19 protein-coding genes and 1 pseudogene are annotated in these 17,424 nt (G+C 70.8%); 6 read left to right on the forward strand and 14 right to left on the reverse strand.

Translation table 11 applies throughout. The features are described 5' to 3' along the window. The 12 genes and pseudogenes from ABFX51_RS06905 to ABFX51_RS06955 form a co-directional block, all read right to left on the reverse strand. The coding region (locus ABFX51_RS06905) for a cbb3-type cytochrome c oxidase subunit I (protein WP_346052854.1) at positions 1-1,315 on the reverse strand (1,315 nt) is incomplete at its 3' end. Beyond that, entirely contained in the window at positions 1,312-2,658 is a 1,347-nt protein-coding gene (locus ABFX51_RS06910) for an NAD(P)/FAD-dependent oxidoreductase (RefSeq protein ID WP_091515798.1), read from the reverse strand. The genes ABFX51_RS06905 and ABFX51_RS06910, both read right to left, overlap by 4 nt. Before the next feature lie 11 nt (positions 2,659-2,669). Beyond that, complete coding sequence (locus ABFX51_RS06915; RefSeq protein WP_091515662.1) at positions 2,670-3,149, reverse strand: hypothetical protein; 480 nt, start codon at positions 3,147-3,149, stop codon at positions 2,670-2,672. 56 nt (positions 3,150-3,205) lie between these two features. Continuing rightward, positions 3,206-3,535 (reverse strand): hypothetical protein, encoded by a 330-nt coding sequence (locus ABFX51_RS06920; RefSeq protein ID WP_091515664.1) that lies wholly within the window; start codon positions 3,533-3,535, stop codon positions 3,206-3,208. A gap of 101 nt (positions 3,536-3,636) precedes the next feature. Continuing rightward, positions 3,637-5,208, reverse strand: coding sequence for a cytochrome bc1 complex cytochrome b subunit (gene qcrB, locus ABFX51_RS06925; RefSeq protein WP_091515667.1), 1,572 nt, complete (start codon positions 5,206-5,208; stop codon positions 3,637-3,639). Positions 5,209-5,340: 132 nt separating this feature from the next. Continuing rightward, a complete protein-coding gene (locus ABFX51_RS06930) occupies positions 5,341-6,291 on the reverse strand; it encodes an NADP-dependent oxidoreductase (RefSeq protein ID WP_143250000.1) in 951 nt (316 codons plus the stop codon). Positions 6,292-6,381: 90 nt separating this feature from the next. Further along, entirely contained in the window at positions 6,382-6,864 is a 483-nt protein-coding gene (locus ABFX51_RS06935) for an MFS transporter (protein ID WP_091515672.1), read from the reverse strand. A 226-nt stretch (positions 6,865-7,090) separates the two neighbouring features. Then, a pseudogene (locus tag ABFX51_RS39600) lies at positions 7,091-7,531 on the reverse strand (MmyB family transcriptional regulator); the annotation flags it as partial. Further along, positions 7,420-8,592, reverse strand: coding sequence for an FAD-dependent monooxygenase (locus tag ABFX51_RS06940; protein ID WP_346052858.1), 1,173 nt, complete (start codon positions 8,590-8,592; stop codon positions 7,420-7,422). The pseudogene ABFX51_RS39600 and the gene ABFX51_RS06940, both read right to left, overlap by 112 nt. An 11-nt stretch (positions 8,593-8,603) precedes the next feature. Next, positions 8,604-9,191 carry a maleylpyruvate isomerase family mycothiol-dependent enzyme gene (locus ABFX51_RS06945; protein WP_346052860.1) on the reverse strand — a complete coding sequence of 196 codons (588 nt, stop codon included), beginning with the start codon at positions 9,189-9,191 and terminating at the stop codon, positions 8,604-8,606. Continuing rightward, positions 9,178-10,011, reverse strand: coding sequence for a fumarylacetoacetate hydrolase family protein (locus tag ABFX51_RS06950; RefSeq protein ID WP_346052862.1), 834 nt, complete (start codon positions 10,009-10,011; stop codon positions 9,178-9,180). The genes ABFX51_RS06945 and ABFX51_RS06950 overlap by 14 nt, the downstream gene beginning before the upstream one ends. Further along, a complete protein-coding gene (locus ABFX51_RS06955; RefSeq protein ID WP_346052863.1) occupies positions 10,008-11,084 on the reverse strand; it encodes a cupin domain-containing protein in 1,077 nt (358 codons plus the stop codon). Before ABFX51_RS06955 ends, ABFX51_RS06950 begins: the two co-directional genes overlap by 4 nt. Positions 11,085-11,160: 76 nt before the next feature. Here ABFX51_RS06955 and ABFX51_RS06960 point away from each other — a divergent pair, with 76 nt between their 5' ends. Further along, the gene (locus ABFX51_RS06960; protein ID WP_091515683.1) at positions 11,161-11,898 is read left to right on the forward strand and encodes an IclR family transcriptional regulator; all 738 of its coding nucleotides are present in this window, start codon (positions 11,161-11,163) and stop codon (positions 11,896-11,898) included. Here ABFX51_RS06960 and ABFX51_RS06965 read toward each other — a convergent pair whose 3' ends face one another. After that, positions 11,899-12,651, reverse strand: a complete 753-nt coding sequence (locus ABFX51_RS06965; protein WP_346052866.1) for a FadR/GntR family transcriptional regulator — start codon at positions 12,649-12,651, stop codon at positions 11,899-11,901. A gap of 144 nt (positions 12,652-12,795) precedes the next feature. On the opposite strand from ABFX51_RS06965, the gene ABFX51_RS06970 reads away from it, so the two are divergent. The 5 genes from ABFX51_RS06970 to ABFX51_RS06990 are packed head-to-tail and all read left to right on the forward strand — an operon-like array spanning position 12,796 to position 16,664. Beyond that, positions 12,796-13,314 carry a flavin reductase family protein gene (locus ABFX51_RS06970; RefSeq protein ID WP_346052868.1) on the forward strand — a complete coding sequence of 173 codons (519 nt, stop codon included), beginning with the start codon at positions 12,796-12,798 and terminating at the stop codon, positions 13,312-13,314. A 31-nt stretch (positions 13,315-13,345) separates the two neighbouring features. Further along, a complete protein-coding gene (locus ABFX51_RS06975; RefSeq protein WP_346052869.1) occupies positions 13,346-14,554 on the forward strand; it encodes an acyl-CoA dehydrogenase family protein in 1,209 nt (402 codons plus the stop codon). A 1-nt stretch (position 14,555) separates the two neighbouring features. Beyond that, positions 14,556-14,888, forward strand: a complete 333-nt coding sequence (locus ABFX51_RS06980; protein WP_346052871.1) for a Dabb family protein — start codon at positions 14,556-14,558, stop codon at positions 14,886-14,888. Next, positions 14,885-15,742 carry a fumarylacetoacetate hydrolase family protein gene (locus tag ABFX51_RS06985; RefSeq protein ID WP_346052873.1) on the forward strand — a complete coding sequence of 286 codons (858 nt, stop codon included), beginning with the start codon at positions 14,885-14,887 and terminating at the stop codon, positions 15,740-15,742. The genes ABFX51_RS06980 and ABFX51_RS06985 overlap by 4 nt, the downstream gene beginning before the upstream one ends. A 1-nt stretch (position 15,743) precedes the next feature. Then, positions 15,744-16,664 carry a VOC family protein gene (locus ABFX51_RS06990; protein ID WP_346052875.1) on the forward strand — a complete coding sequence of 307 codons (921 nt, stop codon included), beginning with the start codon at positions 15,744-15,746 and terminating at the stop codon, positions 16,662-16,664. 212 nt (positions 16,665-16,876) lie between these two features. Here the strand turns inward: ABFX51_RS06990 and ABFX51_RS06995 are convergent, their stop codons facing one another. After that, complete coding sequence (locus ABFX51_RS06995; RefSeq protein ID WP_346052877.1) at positions 16,877-17,374, reverse strand: MarR family winged helix-turn-helix transcriptional regulator; 498 nt, start codon at positions 17,372-17,374, stop codon at positions 16,877-16,879. Between the last annotated feature and the right edge of the window lie 50 nt (positions 17,375-17,424).

The following is a 17,424-nucleotide window of genomic DNA, read 5'->3' on the forward strand; positions in this document are numbered from 1 at the left end:
AGCCGATGAACGTGGTCCAGAAGTGGAGCTTGCCCAGCTTCTCGTCCAGCATCCGGCCCGTGATCTTCGGGAACCAGAAGTAGATCCCGGCGAACGTCGCGAAGGCGATCGTGCCGTAGAGCACGTAGTGGAAGTGCGCCACGACGAAGTAGCTGTCCGACACGTGGAAGTCGATCGCGGGCGCCGCCAGCAGGATGCCGGTCAGGCCACCGAAGAGGAACGTGACCAGGAAGCCGATCGAGAAGATCATCGGCGTCTCGAAGGTCAGGTGCCCCTTCCACATCGTGCCGATCCAGTTGAAGAACTTGACGCCGGTCGGCACCGCGATCAGGAAGGTCATGAAGGAGAAGAAGGGCAGCAGCACCGCACCGGTGGCGTAGAGGTGGTGCGCCCAGACGGAGAACGAAAGCGCGGCGATCGCCAGCGTCGCGAAGATCAGTCCTTTGTAGCCGAAGAGCGGTTTACGGCTGAACACCGGGAAGATCTCCGACACGATGCCGAAGAACGGCAGCGCGATGATGTAGACCTCGGGGTGGCCGAAGAACCAGAACAGGTGCTGCCACAGGATCACGCCGCCGTTGGCGGGGTCGAACACGTGCGCGCCCAGCCGGCGGTCGGCCTCCAGTCCGAAGAACGCCGCAGTGAGGATGGGGAACGCGACGAGGATCAGGATCGACGTGACCAGGATGTTCCAGGTGAAGACCGGCATCCGGTACATCGTCATGCCAGGCGCGCGCAGCGAGATCACGGTGGTGATCATGTTGACCGCGCCGAGGATCGTGCCGAGGCCGCTGACGATCAGGCCCATGATCCACAGGTCGGTGCCGGGGCCGGGGGTGTGCGTGGCTTCGGACAACGGCGTGTAGCCGGTCCACCCGAACTCCGCCGCGCCGCCGGGGGTGAGGAAGCCCGAGACGACGATCAGGCTACCGAAGAGGTAGAGCCAGTACGAAAACGCGTTCAGCCGCGGAAAAGCGACGTCGGGCGAACCGATCTGCAGCGGCAGGACGAAATTCGCGAACCCGAAGAGGATCGGGGTCGCGTACATCAGCAGCATGATCGTGCCGTGCATGGTGAACAGCTGGTTGTACTGCTCCTGCGAGAGGAACTGAAGGCCGGGCCGCGCGAGTTCGGAGCGGACCAGCATGGCCATCGCCCCGCCGACCATGAAGAAGGCGAAGGCCGTGACGAGGTACATCACGCTGATCTGCTTGTGATCCGTGGTGCGCACCAGCCGCAGCAACGCCGAGCCCTGCACGGGACGGCGCACCGGGTGGGGCCGCGTGGCGAGGGGGCGGGGGGCGGTGGTCTTCATGGTTTTCTCCCACTGGACAACGAGTTTCCGGGCGGTTCCCCGCCGTTCACGAACGCGGTGCGCGGCTGCTGTACCGACGCCAGCGAGACGATGTCGCGGCCGAACACCCCGGCGGTCAGCCAGATCGCCAGCACCCGGACCTTGCGTTCCCAGCTGGGAACCGCCAGCACGTGGTAACCACGGTGGAGCAGCCAGGCGAGCGGTCCTTTCAGCACCAGCCGCCGGTACTGGAAGATGCCGTGCCCGATGCCGAGCGTCGCGACCGCGCCGAGGCTGCGGTGCCGGTAGTTCTTCGGCTTGCCACCGCGCAGGGTCGCGGCGATGTTCCGGGCGAGCAGCTTGCCCTGGCGGACGGCGTGCTGGGCGTTGGGCACCGTGCGAGTGCCCGGGACCGGCGCGGTCAGGTCCTCGATCCCCGCGTCGTCCCCGGCGGCCCACGCACCGGGGACCGGCTCGAGGTCGGTCCCGACCCGGAGGTCGGGTCGGACGACGAGGAACCCGCGCTCGTCCACCGGCAGGTCGGTGTGCCTGCCCACCACCGGGTTCGCCGCGTTGCCCGCCGTCCACACGATCAGCCCCGAGTCGAACGTCTCACCGGTGGACAGCACCACCCGCCCGCCGGTCGCCGACTCGACCTGGGTGTTGAGGTGCACCCGCCCGCCCCGCCCCCGCAGGAAGCCCACCACCCAGCGGCCGGGTGCGCCGGTCACCTCGGGCAGGATCCGGCCGGACGCCTCGACCAGGTGGAACCGCAGCTCGTCGCGGTCCAGTTCGGGATAGCGCCGCAGCAGCGACGTCGCCAGCGACAGCAGCTCGGCGAAGCCTTCGACGCCGGAGAAGCCGCCGCCGACGAAGGTCACCATGAGCAGCTTCCGCCGCGACGGCCCCGGCGGGAGCGTGGCCGCCCGGTCGAAGGACGTCAGCAGCCGGTCGCGGATCGCGACCGCCTCCTCGACGTGCTTGAGCCCGATCGCCTGCTCCGCGATGCCGGGGATCGGGAACGTCCGGGTGACCGCACCCGCGGTGACCACCACGAGGTCGTAGCTCAGCTCGAACGCGTCGCCGTCGGCTGGCCGGACCGTGACCACCCGGTGCTCGTGGTCGAGCGCGGTGACCATCCCGGTGACGACGCGCGTGCGGTGCAGGTGGCGGCGCAGCGAAACCGCGGCGTGGCGTGCCTCGATCGAGCCGGCCACCACCTCGGGCAGGAACGGCTGATAGGTCAGGTACGGCCGCGGGTCGACCACGGTGACTTCGGCCTGTCCCCGCCGCAGCTTCTTTTCGAGCTTCCAGGCGGCGTAGAAGCCCGCGTAGCCGCCGCCGACGATCAAGATCTTGCGCACGGCGTCCCGCCTCACCGGGGAAGCCGGCCGAGGGACAAGATCGACGTCCGACGGCCCAAGACGAGCACGGCGACCAGCACCGCCGCCGCGCTCGCGGCCACCTGGAGCGTCGCGCAGACTTCGGGAACCCGGGCCAGTGCGCCGCCTCCGGAACCCACGACGACACGGAGGCGGGCGGAGCCAGCGAGGACGAAGTGGAACAGCACGCCCAGGACCAGCGAGCCGGACGCCGAAGCGAGGACGAGAGCCACTCCGTGCCGGGCCGCGACCCGGAAGTGGCGCGTGATGCCGATCGCGGGACCGACGACACCGGACACGGTGAGACACGCCCCTTCCAGCAGGGCGACACCCCCGGCGAGCAGCCCCAGCAACAAGAAACCGGCCAGCACGAGCACGGCCTGCACCGTGACCACGGCCGCCAGCACCCGGTCCACCTTCCCGGCCAACCGGGGCAGGCGGAGCACCGCTTTGCCGTTCACCGCGTTCGTCATGGTTGCTTGGCGCCGGGTCGGCCGGACTTCTTACCGCCGGTTCGTACCGCCCGCGCTCAGGCGTAGCGGCCGGAGAACTCCGAACCGCCTTCGGTGTGGGTGAAGCGCAGGCCGACGATCGAACCGTCCTCGACCAGCCATCGCAAGTCGTACGACGCGCGGTAGCTGGGTGGCCAGAACGAGGCGAAGCGACCGTGGCTGTCGACGTACCACTCACCGCGCGTCGGGTGGCCCCGCTCGACGTAGGTGGTGACGCCGTCGGCGTCGAAGACTTGTTCGGCGCCGTCGTCGTAGACGATCCGGCCGGCCGTCAGCGCTGCGACGAGGTTCTCCGCGGCCACTCGCTCGCCATCAGCGGGGCTGAGCGACTCCAGCGCTCGGGGCACGGGACTCCTTCCAGGACCGGATGCCGTTCTCCCTGGCCTGCTCGAGTTCGTCGACGTCGGCGACCCCGACCTGCTCGCCGTGCGATCGGGCTTGTCTTCGGTCACTTGGACCGTCCCTGTTCCAGCGCCGCGGTCTCCTCCGGCGGGTCCGGTGTCCACAGTGAACCGGGCACGGGCCGGCCGCCGAACCCCAGCTTGTTCATCTTCTTCGGCACCGGCGCGCCCCGGTAGTCGAGCGGGGTGGCGGCCAGTGGCTGGTGGATCTCGATGAACGCGCCCTGCGGCAGGCGCTCGATGATGCCGGTCTCGATGCCGTGTTCGAGCACCTCGCGGTCGGCCCGCTGCAGGCCGAGGCAGATCCGGTAGGTCACGTGGTAGGCGATCGGCGGCACGAGCAGCACGCCGATGCGGCCCGCCCACGTGGTGGCGTTGAGCGAGATGTGGAACTGGTCGGCGATGATGTCGTTGAAGCCCGACAGCTCGATGACGAGGAGGAACCCGAGCGCCATCACGCCCAGCGAGGTGCGGACCGGGGCGTCGCGCGGCCGCTGGAGCAGGTTGTGGTGGCCGGTGTCCTTCGCGAGCTTCCGCTCGATCCACGGGTAGAGGGTCAGGATGCCGAAGAGCAGCGGGATGCCGACCACGCCGGGGAAGAACGCCGCCGGGATCGTGTGGTCCCCGAGGTAGACCTCCCAGGCCGGCCAGATCCGGAGCATGCCGTCGGCCCAGGCCATGTACCAGTCCGGTTGCGAACCCGCGGACACCTGCGCCGGGTTGTAGGGGCCGAAGTTCCACACCGGGTTGATCTGGAACAACCCCGCCATCAGGGCGATCACACCCGTGACGAGCACGGCGAGCGCGCCACCGTGGAGGCCGAACTCGGGCATGATCCGGATGCCGACGACGTTGGTCTCGTTCGCCCGCACGCCGGGGAACTGCGTGTGCTTCTGGAACCACACCAGCGCCAGGTGCACACCGGTGAGGGCGAGGAGGATGCCCGGCAGCACGAGGATGTGCAGGGTGTAGAGCCGCGGGATGATCTGGTCGCCGGGGAACTCGCCGCCGAACAGGGCCCAGTGGAGCCAGGTGCCGATCACGGGCACCGACAGCACAATGCCCGAGAGGGTCGCGCGGATGCCGGTGCCGGACAGCAGGTCGTCCGGGAGCGAGTAGCCGAAGAAGCCCTCGAACATGCTGATCAGGAGCAGCAGCACCCCGAGCACCCAGTTGGCCTCCCGCGGGCGCCGGAAGGCACCGGTGAAGAAGATCCGGAAGGTGTGCAGGAGCGAGGCCGCGATGAAGATCAGCGCACCCCAGTGGTGCAGCTGCCGCACGAAGAGCCCGCCGCGGACGTCGAAGGAGAGGTCCAGCGTCGTGCGGAAGGCCTGGGACATCGCCAGGCCCCGCATGTCGGTGAAGCTGCCGTGGTAGACGACTTCTTGCCTGGAGGGGTCGAAGAAGAGCGTGAGGTACACGCCGGTCGCGATGACGAGGAGGAAGCTGTAGAGCGCCACCTCGCCGATCAGGAAGGACCAGTGGGTCGGGAACACCTTGTTCAGCTGGTGCCGCAGGCCCTTGGCCAGGTGGTACCGCCGGTCCGCGTGGCCTGCGGCCTCCCCGAGGCGCCGGCCGAGCGCGCCGGTGCCCCTGGTCGGCGTGGTCGGTGAGCTCATGCTGCATTGGTGTCGCGGCCGGAGCCGGTCTTACTCCGCGAGCAGGACCCGGCCGTCGCGGCCGAAGACGACCGGCACACGTGACCGCCGGTCTGGTAGACAGCCGACTGCGTCAGCTTCCCGTCGGCTGACTCAGGGGTTCGACGGCCGCCGGCCCGTGAGCAGGACGACCGGACCGCCGTTGGCGCCCCGGACCGCGCGCTCGAGCGCGGCTGCCGCCTCGGCGAGCGGCAGGGTGACGCCCACCGGGAGGGAGAGCTTGCCCTCGCCGAGCAGTGCGCTCAGCTTCGTGAGCTGCGCGGAGTCCGGGCGGACGTAGACGTCCGCGAAGCTGACGCCCGACCCGGCCGGCCGCCGGTCGCCCGTGATCGTCGCCAGCCGGCCGCCTTCGCGCACCGCCCGGACCGTGTCGGCACTGCCGCCGGGTACCGCGTTGAGGGCGCTGTCGACTCCGGCGCCGCCGGTCCATTCGCGGATCCGCTCCGGCCAGGTCCGGTCGCGGTAGTCGAGGACCTCGACCGCGCCGGCCCGTCCCACTCGATCCGCGCTCGCCGACCCGGCGGTGGCGATCACCCGGGCGCCACGCAGGGCTGCGAGCCGCACGGCGAGTCCGCCGGTCGCGCCTCCCGCGCCGTGGACGAGCAGCGTCTCGTTCCCGGCGACTCGGAGGGATTCGGAAAGCGCTTGCTCGGCGGTCAGGGCGGGCACGGGGAACGCCGCCGCCGTCTCCCACGGCACGCCAGGGGGTTTCGGCACGACCAGTCCGGCGTCGACCACCACCCGTTCGGCCCAGCAGCCCTGGTGCCGCAACGGGAGCGGATGGCCGAGGACTTCGTCACCCGGCCGGAAGCCGGTGACGTTCGAGCCGACCGCGACCACCGTCCCGGCCACCTCCACGCCGAGCGCCATCGGCGGTGTCAGCCCGACGTCCCAACCGCCCGAACGGACGATGTCGTCCCAGTTGCCGACACCGGCCGCCGAGACGTCGATCACCACTTCGGCTGAACCGGGGCCGGCTGGCTCCGGCAGGTCGAGCAGCTCGACCGGGCCACCGAATTCCCGCATGCCAGCGGCAAGCACCACGATTCTCCGTTTCACCTCGCGCAGCGAGCCACCGACGTCGGTGGCCGTCCCGGACGGGACAGTGTTTCTGCGTACTACGCACGCGTCGTCTTAGAGCCCGGTGATCCCGCCCCACACTCCGATCGCCACCCCGCGGCGCTCGGCCGGGAACGCGTCACTGATCAGGGTCAGGCTCAGCGGCAGCACCACAGCCGCCCCGGCGCCTTCCACCACACGCGCCGCGATGAGCACCGCGGCACTCGACGACAACGCGCACGCCGCCGAAGCGAGGCTGAACACCCCGACGCCGAGGACGTACATCCGGCGCCGGCCGAACCGGTCGCCCAGCGCCGACCCGGTGAGGATCAGGCAGGCGAAGGCGAGGTTGTAGCCGTTGATGGTCCATTCGAGATCGGACAGGCTCGCGCCGAGCCGGGACTGCAGCGTCGGCAACGCCGTCGCCACCACCACGACATCGAGCGAGGCCAGGAAAGCGCCGAGGCCGGCGAGCACCAGGGTCCACCGGTGGGCACCCGCCACCCCGCCGGCCGCGGCGCCCCGAGCCGTCGGCGCTGTGTTGGTCGTTTCTGTCATGTGAGTGGAGACCAGCCGGACGCGGCAGAGGAATCGCCCTCCGGCAGATCCGGCAGGGCAACACGCCCTCGTCTTGAGCGGGCCGCTGATCGCGTGTTTCGTTTCCCGGCCGCGCGTCGTTGGGTACGAAGGTCGCCGCTGCCGTGGTAGGAGCGGGCATCGACCCGAGGATCCGCAGGACTTCCGCGGATTTCGAGCCCGGCTCTGCCATGTAGGTGACCAGCATCTGGTCCGGCGCCCCCGGCGTCGTCCAAGCGACATAGGAAAGGTCGACGTCACCGACGTCGGGATGGCGCACGAGGTTGATCCCGGTGGTCTTCTCGAAGACGTGGTGCTCGGCCCAGAGCCGTCGGAACGTCTCGCTCCGGACGGCCAGCTCGCCGACCAGCGCGGCCAGCCGGGGGTTGCCGGGATCTTCGCCGGCGGTCTTTCTCAGGATGCCGACGGTGCCGCGTTGCCGACGCCTCCCAGTCGCGGTGCCGGGCCGCGATCTCTTCGTCCAGGAACAGCAGCCACGCCGAGTTCCGTTCGGCCTCGGGCAGGGCACCCCCTCCGTCAGGGCTGGTAGAGCCAGTCGGTCCAGCGGTAGTCGTCCACCCGGCGTTCGGTGAGGTAGGTGTTGCGCAGCAGGCGGGCGAGACCGTCGCAGTGCCACAGTTCGCCCCACACGCGGGCGCTGGACTGCACGCGGGCGGTGCGGGGGGTGCGCGCGTGCTGGTAGGCCGCGAGCGCGGCCGGCCAGTCCAAAGTGGATCCTGCTTCCTGCTTGCCGACCTCGCCGGCGAGGGTGTGCGCGTCCTCCAGGGCCTGGCAGGCGCCCTGGGCGAGGTACTGCAGCATCGGGTGCGCCGCGTCGCCGGTGAGGGCCAGTCGCGCGTCCACCCACGTGTCCACCGGCAGCCGGTCGTACATCGGCCACCGCCGGTCGCGCCAAAGCCACGCCAGGCCGCGACGCACGGCATCGCACGTGCCTTCGAACGCCGCGTCCAGTTCCTCCGGGCCGCCCCACTCGGCTTCTCCGCGGTCATAGGCAGGCGAGGCGAACACGGCGACGGTGTTGAGCAGCTCGCCGCCACGCAAGGGGTACTGCACCAGATGACACTTCGGTCCGAAGTGGACGACCACGTCGGTGAGGACGTCGGAATCCAGCCCCGTCACCTCGGACACCGGCCGCGTGCCCCGGTAGGCGACGTAACCCGAGCACACCGGCTCGTCGCCGGACACCCGCCGTCGCAGCGACGACCACAGCCCGTCCGCGGCGAGGACCACATCCGCCGCGAACTCCCGCTCCCCTGCCCGGACGCGAGCCTCCCCGGGCATCAGCTCGACCGCGTCGACCCTGTGGTCGGCAAGCAGCTCGACTCCCACGCCTTGGCAGGCGTCGTGGAGGATCGTCAGCAGATCGCTGCGGTGGATCACCACGTACGGCGCGCCGTACCGGTCCACGAAGTCCCGGCCCAGGTCGAGCGAGGTCAGCTCAGCGCCGTCCAGCGCGTCCTTGAGGACGAGCCGCCGCGGCAGCACACCGCGGGCGACGACCTCGTCGAGCAGCCCCCACTCGCGCAGGATCCGGGTGGCGTTGGGCGCCAGCTGCAGCCCGGCGCCCACCTCGGCGAACGCGGGCGCCTGTTCCAGCACGCGGACGCGGTGGCCGGCGGAGGCCAGCGCGAGGGCGTTGGCCAGCCCGCCGATCCCGCCACCCACCACCACGACATCGGTGTCGGTCATGTCTTCTCCTCCTACAGCCAGGGGCCGAGCTCGGGCGGCCGGCTGGTGCGTCCGGTGAGCCAGCGCGCGAGAGCCGGCCCGTGTCCCTGCGCGATGCGGCGCTTGAGCGTGTCGCCGATGAGGGCCTCGACCAGGTCTCCGGGCAGGTCCTCGAACCCCACCCCGCGGTCGAGGTCGACCGCGTGCACGGCGACCTCGCGAGTGCGCATCCAGACGATCTCCGTCGCCGGGACCGTCCGGCCCTGCGCGGTGACCACCTGGTTCGCCCACGCCGCCTCGGGCAGGGCGTCCAGATCCGCGGCCAGCGCGTCCGCCGATTCGCGCACCATCTGACGCAGTTCGGCGACGGGCAGCCTGGCGCCCGCCTCGATTTCGGCGCCGCGCTGCTCAGTGCCGGCGTACATGCGGGATTCGACGCCGGTACGGGCCCAGCTGACCAGGCGCCGCAACGCTTCGGCGTTGTAGTGCAGGTGCGCGACGAGGTGGCGGCGGGTCCAGCCCGGCAACGGGATCGGGGCGTCGAACTCCTCGTCGGCGAGTCCGTCGATCGTCGTCAGCACCAGCCGGGTGGCCTCGTCCAGCCACTCACGGCCGCTCATCGCGGGCCACGTTCTCCAGGCGGCCCAGGCCGCTGATCTCGGTCACCACCCGCACCCCGTCGGACAGGTAGCGCGGCGGTTTGCGGGCGTGCCCGACACCGCCAGGAGTGCCCGTGGCGATGACGTCGCCGGGCCGCAGCGTGACGATCGTGGACGCGTACCGGACCAGCTGGACGGGGTCGAACACAAGGTCGTCGGTGCCGGCCTTCTGCACCTGCTCACCGTCCACCGAGCAGCTGAGGTCCAGGGCGGGCCGGGTACCACCGGGCAGCTCGTCCGGCGTCACCAGGTACGGGCCGAAGGGCGTGGTGCCCTCGAACGTCTTGCCCTGCAACCACTCCGGCGACCGGTACTGCCAGTCCCGGGTGGTGATGTCGTTGAGGACGCTGAACCCGGCGATGGCCCCGGCGGCTTCCGCCTCGCTCGCGCGCCGCACGGTGGCACCGAGGACGACGGCCAGTTCGGCCTCCCAGTCCACCGCATCCGACTCCGGCGGCAGGGCGATCGGGTCCGCGGGGCCGATCAGCGCCTCGGGGAACTTGGCGAACAGCGTCGGGTGGCGCGGCAGTTCGCGGCCCATCTCGAGGATGTGGGTGCGGTAGTTCAGGCCGACGCACAGGATCTTGCCCGGTCGCGGCACGACCGGGGCCAGGTCCGCACCGGCCAGCGGCCGCTCGGGGGTGATCGCCTCGGCCCGGGCGCGCCAGTCCTCCTGGCTCAGCCAGGCCCCCACGTGGGGCGCACCGAGTTCGGCGTAGCGGTCGCCCTCGACACGGACGGCCCGCGTGCCCTCGGCGGTGCGCAGGGTCGCGAGTTTCACCGCTGCTGTCCTCCCACCTGCACCCGGTCGGCGTGCAGCCGCTCGAAGACCGGGGTGTCGCTGAACCGGAACAGGTCCAGCTGGGTGCCGGCGGCCAGGGTCAGCTCGGCCCAGGACGGCACGACGAACAGGTCGCCGTGGTCGACAGCCCATTCCGCGTCACCGACGCGGACGGTGCCTGCCCCCTCGAACACCTGCCACACCGACGAGCCGACCTCACGCCGCGGGGCTGTCTCGACCCCGGCACGCAGCCGGTGGAACTCCGCGCGGATCGTGGGCATGACGTCGCCCCCGGTGGCCGGGTTGGTGAAGCGGACCGCGGCGTGACCGGGTTCCACGACCCCGGGGTGGTGCTCGTCCTCCAGTGCCAGCTGGTCGCTCAGCGCCGCATCGGTGTGCTCCCACCGGTAGGCGGCGAGCGGCGAGCTCACCGCGGGCGCGGGCTGCGACACCGGGCGCAGGCCGGGGTGGCCCCACAGCCGCTCCGCCCGCGAGCGGTCCGGGGTTTCGGTGCTGGACACCTGGTCCGGGCCGAACTCGAAGAAGGCCGAGCCGGTGTAGTGCACGAACGGGATGTCCAAGCCGTCGATCCAGGCCATCGGCTCACGGGAGGTGTTGTGGTGGCCGTGGAAGTGCCAGCCGGGGGTCAGCAGGAAATCCCCGCGCCGCATGGCGACCGGATCGCCGTTGACCACGGTCCACACGCCCTCGCCCTCGACGACGAACCGGAAGGCGTTCTGCGTGTGCCGGTGCTCCGGGGCGTTCTCGCCCGGGCCGAGGTACTGGATGGCCGCCCACAGCGTCGGGGTCGCGTACGGCGCGCCCCCGAGACCCGGGTTGGCCAGTGCGATGGCACGGCGCTCACCGCCACGGCCGACCGGCACCAGCTCACCCGCCTTCTCCGCCAGCGGGAGCAGGGTCTGCCACCGCCACACGTGCGGGCGCATCGCCGGCGACGGGGAGGCCGGCATCAGATCCCCGATCTCCGTCCACAGTGGAACGAGCAGTTCCTTCTCGAAGCCCCGGTACAGCTCGTCGAGCTCCGGGGACGGGTCCGGCTGGTTGCTGGCCATGACGTGGCGGCTCCTTCCTGGCGTACCGGAGGGAAACTTAAGGCACGTTCTGGGCCAAGGGATCTAGGATTCTGCTGTGAAGAACAAGCCTCCTTACGCGATCGACTCGGTCGACCACGCGCTCCACCTCGCCACCCTGCTGCAGCAGGAGGGGCCGATGGGGGTGTCGGAAGCGGCGGAGCGGCTGGGTGTCTCCCGCTCCACGGCACACCGGCTGCTGGCGATGCTGGTGTACCGGGACTTCGCCGAGCAGGGGCCGGACCGCCGGTACCAGGCCGGTCCCGTGCTCCGGCCCGCGGACCCCGTCGCCGCGCCGGTCGCGGTGCTGCGGCAGGCCGCGATGCCGCACCTGCGGGCACTGGTGGCGCGCCTGCGGGAAACCGTCAACCTCCAGGTCCTCGCCGGTACCGAGGTGCGGTTCCTGGCGACCGTGGAGTGCGACCAGGTCCTGCGGGTCGGTGACCGGGCCGGGCGGGTGCTGCCCGCGCACCTGACCTCCGGCGGCAAGGCCGTGCTGGCCGCGCTGCCGCCCGCCGAGCTGACCCACCGGTACACCGGCACCGACGTCAACCTCACCCGGCTGCGGCGCGAGCTGGGGCTGGTGCGCAAGCGCGGCTTCGCGATCAACGACCAGCTGACCGAGCTCGGCCTCACCGCCGTCGGGGTCGCGATCCCCTGGCCGGCGGGCCAGCCCCCCGCCGCTGCGCTGTCCCTGGCGCTACCCTCGGCCCGCTTCGACCACGACCTGCTCCCGGCCTGGGTCGCCGCGCTGTCCGCCACGGCGACCGCGGTCGCCGGCGAACTCTCGGCGTGATCAGGCGGGGCCGGGAACGTGGTTCGACAACCGCTGGGTCGTGTTGTGCTCGGCGATGATGTCGAGGGCCTTGACGTCCCCGTCGGCGATCGCGTCGACCAGTGCCGCGTGCAGCCGGTAGCGGTCCTCGATGAACTCCGGCAGCGGCTGCCCCTCACCCGGCTGCACCGACAGCAGGTGCGCCTCGACCATCTCGAGCAGGTTGAGGTAGAGCGGACGCAGGATCGGGCTGGGGCTGACCTCGGCGATCCGCGCGTGCAGTGCCCAGTTCGCCCGGATGAACGCCGTCCCGTCGCAGTCCTGCGCCGCCTCCTTCATCTTCCGGAGTTCGGCCCGCATCGCCGCGATGTCCTTGGCCGAGGCGTGCTTCAGCGCGTCCTCGACGAGGAGCGGGTCGAGCGCGTCGCGGAGGCGGATGGCGTCGGCCACCGAAGCGGCGTCCTGGTCGACCGCCAGCATCGAGTTGCCCAGCCGCACCAGCGGCGACTGGTGGTCGACGAACAGTCCGCCCCCGGGACCCGACTTCACCCGGACGATGCCCCGCTGCTGCGCCATCCGCAGGGCCTCGTTGAAGGTGCCGACCGACACCCCGCAGTGGGCCCGGATGTCGTCCTTCGTGCCCAGCCGGTCGCCCGGTTTCAGGTTCGCGGCCAGCGCCGCGATCTCCTCCGCGGCGCGTTCCGGCGCGGTGAGGGTGCGCCAGCGCCGCGGCTCCCAGTCCTCCCTGCGCAGCGCGGGGATGTCGGCAGTCATCGCAGGTAGCACCCTTCGCCCGTCGGACCAAATCCAGCATGACGAATTTTGCCAGAACTGTTGACAGGTGAACAGTCCCCCTCCCAGACTTGCGGACAGAATTCAGCATGGTGGATTTCCCCGTGCTTGCCAATGGAGGCACACATGCTCGACCAGCACTTCCGCGATCTCATGGCGGGGGTCTGCGCTCCCGTCACCGTGGTCACCACCTCCGACGAGGACGGCCCGCACGGCGCCACGGTCAGCTCATTGGCCTCGGTCTCGCTGCGGCCGGCGCTCCTGTCGATCGCGCTGGACCGGCGGTCCAGCCTGCTGTCGAGGATCACCGGGAGCGGGCGCTTCGGGATCAACGTGCTCAACGCGGGCCAGGAGGACGTCGCGACGGCGTTCGCCCGCAGGGACGTCGACCGGTTCGCGGTCACCGGCTGGTCCACCTCCCACGGGCTACCGCGGCTGGACGGCACCGCCGGCTGGGCCGCGTGCGATCTCTGGCAGACCGTCGAGGCCGGTGATCACCTCATCCTCGTCGGCCGCGTGACCCACGCGGCGTCCGTCCAGCTCGCGCCGCTCGTCTACGGCTACCGCACTTTCGGCACCCACTCGCGTTTCAGCAGCCGGCCACGACGGCCGATCGCCGACCACATCGCCGCACTGTCCTGTTGAGACAGCCACCGGAAGGACCCCAGGAGAACCGATGACAGCACAGACCACCTCCCCCGCCCCGGCCGTTCCCAGCACGTCCGAACTCGTCGCGCGCGCCCGTGACCTCAAGCCGCTGCTGAGCAAGAACGCCGCCGCCGGTGAGACCGACCGCAGGGTCGTCGAGGAGAGCATCCAGGCGATGACCGACGCCGGGTTGTTCAAGTTGGCGGTGCCCAGGCGTTACGGCGGATACGAGACGTCCATGCGCACGATGCTCGACGTGTCGGCGGCGGTCGCGGAAGCCGACGGGGGCACCTCGTGGGTGCTGACGCTGACGAACGTGTGCGCCTGGCTGACGGGCCTGTTCCCGGCGCGGGCCCAGGACGACGTGTTCGGCGCCGACCCGGAGGCCAAGGTGTCCGGCGTGCTCACCCCGACCGCGGAGACCGTCAAGGTCGACGGCGGCTGGCGGGTGACCGGGAAGTGGTACTACAACTCCGGCTCCTGGCACGCCACCTGGGCGGCGCTGGGCGTCCCCCTCACCGACGAGACGGGCGAAGTGGTCGACCAGGCCCTGGTCCTGATCCCCCGGGCGGACCTGGATCTCGAGGACACCTGGTTCGTCGCGGGCATGCGGTCCAGCGGCAGCAACTGCCTGGTCGCCGAGAACGTCTTCGTGCCCGAGCACCGCGTGATGCGGGTGCCGGCGGCCATCGTCGGCGAGTACCCGACCGAGCACAAGGACACCGAGGCGCTCTACCGGTCCGCGTTCGTCCCCGTGCTCGCGCTGGTGCTCGTCGGGCCGCAGCTGGGCATGGGCCGCGCCGCGCTGGAGCTGGTGGTGGGCAAGGCGGCGAAGAAGCCGATCTCCTACACGTTCTTCGCCGCGCAGCAGGACTCGACGGCGTTCCAGCTCCAGATCGCCGAAGCGGCGCGGCTGATCGACACCGCGCACCTGCACGCCTACCGGGCCGCCGACGACATCGACGAGGCCGCCGCGCGCGGTGTCTACCCCGACCTCCTCACCCGCGCCCGCGTGCGATCGGACACCGGCTACGTCGCGGAATGCATCACCCGCGCCATCGAAATCCTGCTGTACGCGCACGGCGCCGGATCGTTCGCCGAGGTGAACCCGCTGCAGCGCATCTGGCGCGACTCCGCGACCGCGGCACGCCACGCCGTCGTGAGCCCCGCCGTGAGCTACGAGGTCTACGGCAAGGCGCTGCTCGGCGTCGACGAGACCATCACCCCCCTGGTGTGAGGTGATCACCTTGTACCACCACGTCGTCGCGTTCCGGATGAAACCGGGGGTCACCGCCGCCGAGGTCGCGGTGCTGGCGAAGGAACTCCGCGAGCTCGCCGGAACACTTCCCGGTGTCGTCTCCTACGCCTGCGGAGCGGACCTCGGCCTCCGCGCGGGCAACGGCGACTTCGCCGTCACGGCGGCGTTCGACAGCGAAGACGCGCTGCGCGACTACCTGAACCACCCGGAACACAAGGACATCATCGCCCGGCACGTCACCGCCATGGTCGCCGAACGACACGGCGTCCAGTTCGCCGACGTGACCACCGACCCGAGCCAGGAGAACGCATGAGATTGGCCAATGTGGACGGTCGTGCCGTCCTGCTCACCGCCGACGACCGCGGGGTGGACGTGGAGTCCGCCAGCGGTGGCAAGTTCGGCCCCGGCCTGCCGGAGCTCTACGAGGACTGGAAGGGTTTCCGCGCGTGGGCGGAGTCGGCCGACACCTCGGGAGCCGCGCCCTTCACCCGCGCGCGGCTGGGGTCGCCTTCACCCCAACCGCGGCAGATCGTGGCGGTCGGGCTGAACTACCGCGAGCACGCGGCCGAGTCCGGGTTCGCCGTGCCGGACCGGTTGCCGCCGGTGTTCACCAAGTTCGACAGCAGCCTCAGCGGGCCCGACACCGAGGTGGTGCTCCCGCCGGGCGGGCACACCGACTGGGAGGTCGAGCTCGTGGTCGTCATCGGGGAGCGCATGGCGAAGGCCGGTGTCGAGGAGGCTTGGGACCACGTCGCGGGACTCACCGTCGGACAGGACCTGTCCGAGCGCGTCTCCCAGCTGGCGGGGCCCGCGCCGCAGTTCAGCCTCGGCAAGTCCTACCCGGGTTTCGCCCCGGTCGGCCCGTGGCTGGTGACCCCCGATTCGGTGCCGGACAAGGACGATCTCGAACTCGGCTGCTCGCTCGACGGCGAGATCGTGCAGCAGGGCCGCACGAAGGACCTCATCTTCCCGGTCGCCGAGCTGCTGTCGAAGCTCTCGCAGACGATCGTGCTCCACCCCGGCGACCTCGTCTTCACCGGCACTCCCGCCGGAGTCGGCCAGGGCAGGCAGCCCCAGCGGTTCATCCGGCCCGGCGAGAAGCTGCACAGCTGGATCGAGGGCATCGGCGAGCTCAACCAGACTTTCACCGAGGCACGGGAGGTATGACATGAGCCTGCACAGACTCACCAGCGTCACCATCGGGGTACCCGACCTCGAGGCCACGATCGCGTACTACACGGAGTTCGGGCTCGACCACCGCGGCCAGGGGGTGTTCGCCACCCAGGACGGCGGCGAGCAGCTTCGCCTCGTGCGCACGCCCGTCCGGCGGCTCGTGGAGCTCGGCGTCGGCGTCGACGACTCCGACGACATCGCCCGGATCGCGGTGCGGCTGGAGCGGCTGGGCGTGCCCAGGGACTTCGACAGCAACGTGCTGCGCGCCACCGAACCCATCACCGGTGCGGTCGTCCGGGTCGAGGTCGCGCCGCGCATCGCACAGACGCCGGTTCCGGCCACGCCGTACAACGGTCCCGGCCGGCTGGAGCGGTCGGGCCGGGCTCCCGGCGTGGTCCGGACGACCCGTGTGCAGCCGAAGAAACTCGGCCACACGGTGCTCGGCACGACCAACCTCCAGGCGACGATGGGCTTTTTCACCGAGGGCATCGGGTTCAAGGTCAGCGACTACATCGGCGACAAGGGCGCGTTCATGCGCTGTTCGGTCGACCACCACAACGTGCTGGCCATGGCGGCGCCGGTGAACTTCCTGCACCACACCAGCTGGCAGGTCGACGACGTCGACGACGTCGGCCGCGGTGCCTGCGCCATGCTCGAAGGCCACCCCGAGCGGCACGTGTGGGGGCTGGGCCGCCACCACGCGGGTTCGAACTTCTTCTGGTACCTCAAGGATCCCGCGGGCAACTTCTCGGAGTACTACTCCGACATGGACTGCATCCCCGAGGACGACATCTGGAAACCCGAGGTGTGGGAAGGCGCCAAGGGCCTGTTCAACTGGGGCCCGCCGCCGCCTCCGTCGTTCCTGCAGCCGGACGACCTGGCCGAGCTGATGACCGGGCAGCATGCCCCCCGCTGACGGCACCGGCGACGACCTGTGCGAGGTTCCCGGCGAGCTGCTGGAAGCACTGCACGAGGTCGTCGCCGGACGGCAACCACCGGACTGTCCACAATAGAAACCACCGGTTGTTCCGCACGACAGAATTCCGGGCCGCCGGTTCTGGAACCCGGCTATCGTGCGAGAGAGCCCGGTACCGTCCAGGGAGGCAGCCATGAGCCGTGATCTGCACGTCAGGCCTCCTCCCGCGACGGATCGATGCCGTCCATTCCCGGACCTCCGTCTTCCAGGCGCCGGCACAACTCCCCGATGACCCGTTCGGCCGCTTCGAGGTCCGCCACCGGAATCCCGGCGCCGAGCCACCTCGCCCAGTCCTCCTGCTTGCGCCCCGCCTCCGCGTAAGCCGCGGCACCCGCGTCGGTGATCCGCACCAGCGGGGAGCGGCGGTGGTCCTCGTTCGCCGCGAACGTCACCAGGCCGCGCTCGACGAGACGCCGGACGGTCGCGTGCACGCTTTGCCGCGACAACCCCATCCGCCGGGCGATCTGCGCCACCGTCAAGGGGCGCTCGGCCAGCGTGATCGCTCCCAGCACCTGCCACCTCGCGGAGGTCAGCTCCTGGCCGGCCACCAGCCGGTCCCCGGCCGCCAGGAAGACCCCGTTGGCCCGGAACGTCGTGAGCACGAGCCGCGTGACGGCGTCGCCGATGCGCGTCGATCCCTCATCAGTCACCGGAGCATGTTCACACAGTGTCATCCGGAGGCATGTAGTCAGGTACTTGA

The organism is Amycolatopsis dongchuanensis, assembly GCF_039542405.1.
Lineage (GTDB): Bacteria > Actinomycetota > Actinomycetes > Mycobacteriales > Pseudonocardiaceae > Amycolatopsis_E > Amycolatopsis_E sacchari.

Coding starts and splice junctions, on each gene's coding strand:
- ABFX51_RS06915 (WP_091515662.1), bottom strand. CDS start 3,149: ATGACGAACGCGGTGAACGGCAAAGCGGTGCTCCGCCTGCCCCGGTTG.
- qcrB (WP_091515667.1), bottom strand. CDS start 5,208: ATGAGCTCACCGACCACGCCGACCAGGGGCACCGGCGCGCTCGGCCGG.
- ABFX51_RS06935 (WP_091515672.1), bottom strand. CDS start 6,864: ATGACAGAAACGACCAACACAGCGCCGACGGCTCGGGGCGCCGCGGCC.
- ABFX51_RS06940 (WP_346052858.1), bottom strand. CDS start 8,592: ATGACCGACACCGATGTCGTGGTGGTGGGTGGCGGGATCGGCGGGCTG.
- ABFX51_RS06945 (WP_346052860.1), bottom strand. CDS start 9,191: ATGAGCGGCCGTGAGTGGCTGGACGAGGCCACCCGGCTGGTGCTGACG.
- ABFX51_RS06955 (WP_346052863.1), bottom strand. CDS start 11,084: ATGGCCAGCAACCAGCCGGACCCGTCCCCGGAGCTCGACGAGCTGTAC.
- ABFX51_RS06965 (WP_346052866.1), bottom strand. CDS start 12,651: ATGACTGCCGACATCCCCGCGCTGCGCAGGGAGGACTGGGAGCCGCGG.
- ABFX51_RS06970 (WP_346052868.1), top strand. CDS start 12,796: ATGCTCGACCAGCACTTCCGCGATCTCATGGCGGGGGTCTGCGCTCCC.
- ABFX51_RS06975 (WP_346052869.1), top strand. CDS start 13,346: ATGACAGCACAGACCACCTCCCCCGCCCCGGCCGTTCCCAGCACGTCC.
- ABFX51_RS06985 (WP_346052873.1), top strand. CDS start 14,885: ATGAGATTGGCCAATGTGGACGGTCGTGCCGTCCTGCTCACCGCCGAC.
- ABFX51_RS06990 (WP_346052875.1), top strand. CDS start 15,744: ATGAGCCTGCACAGACTCACCAGCGTCACCATCGGGGTACCCGACCTC.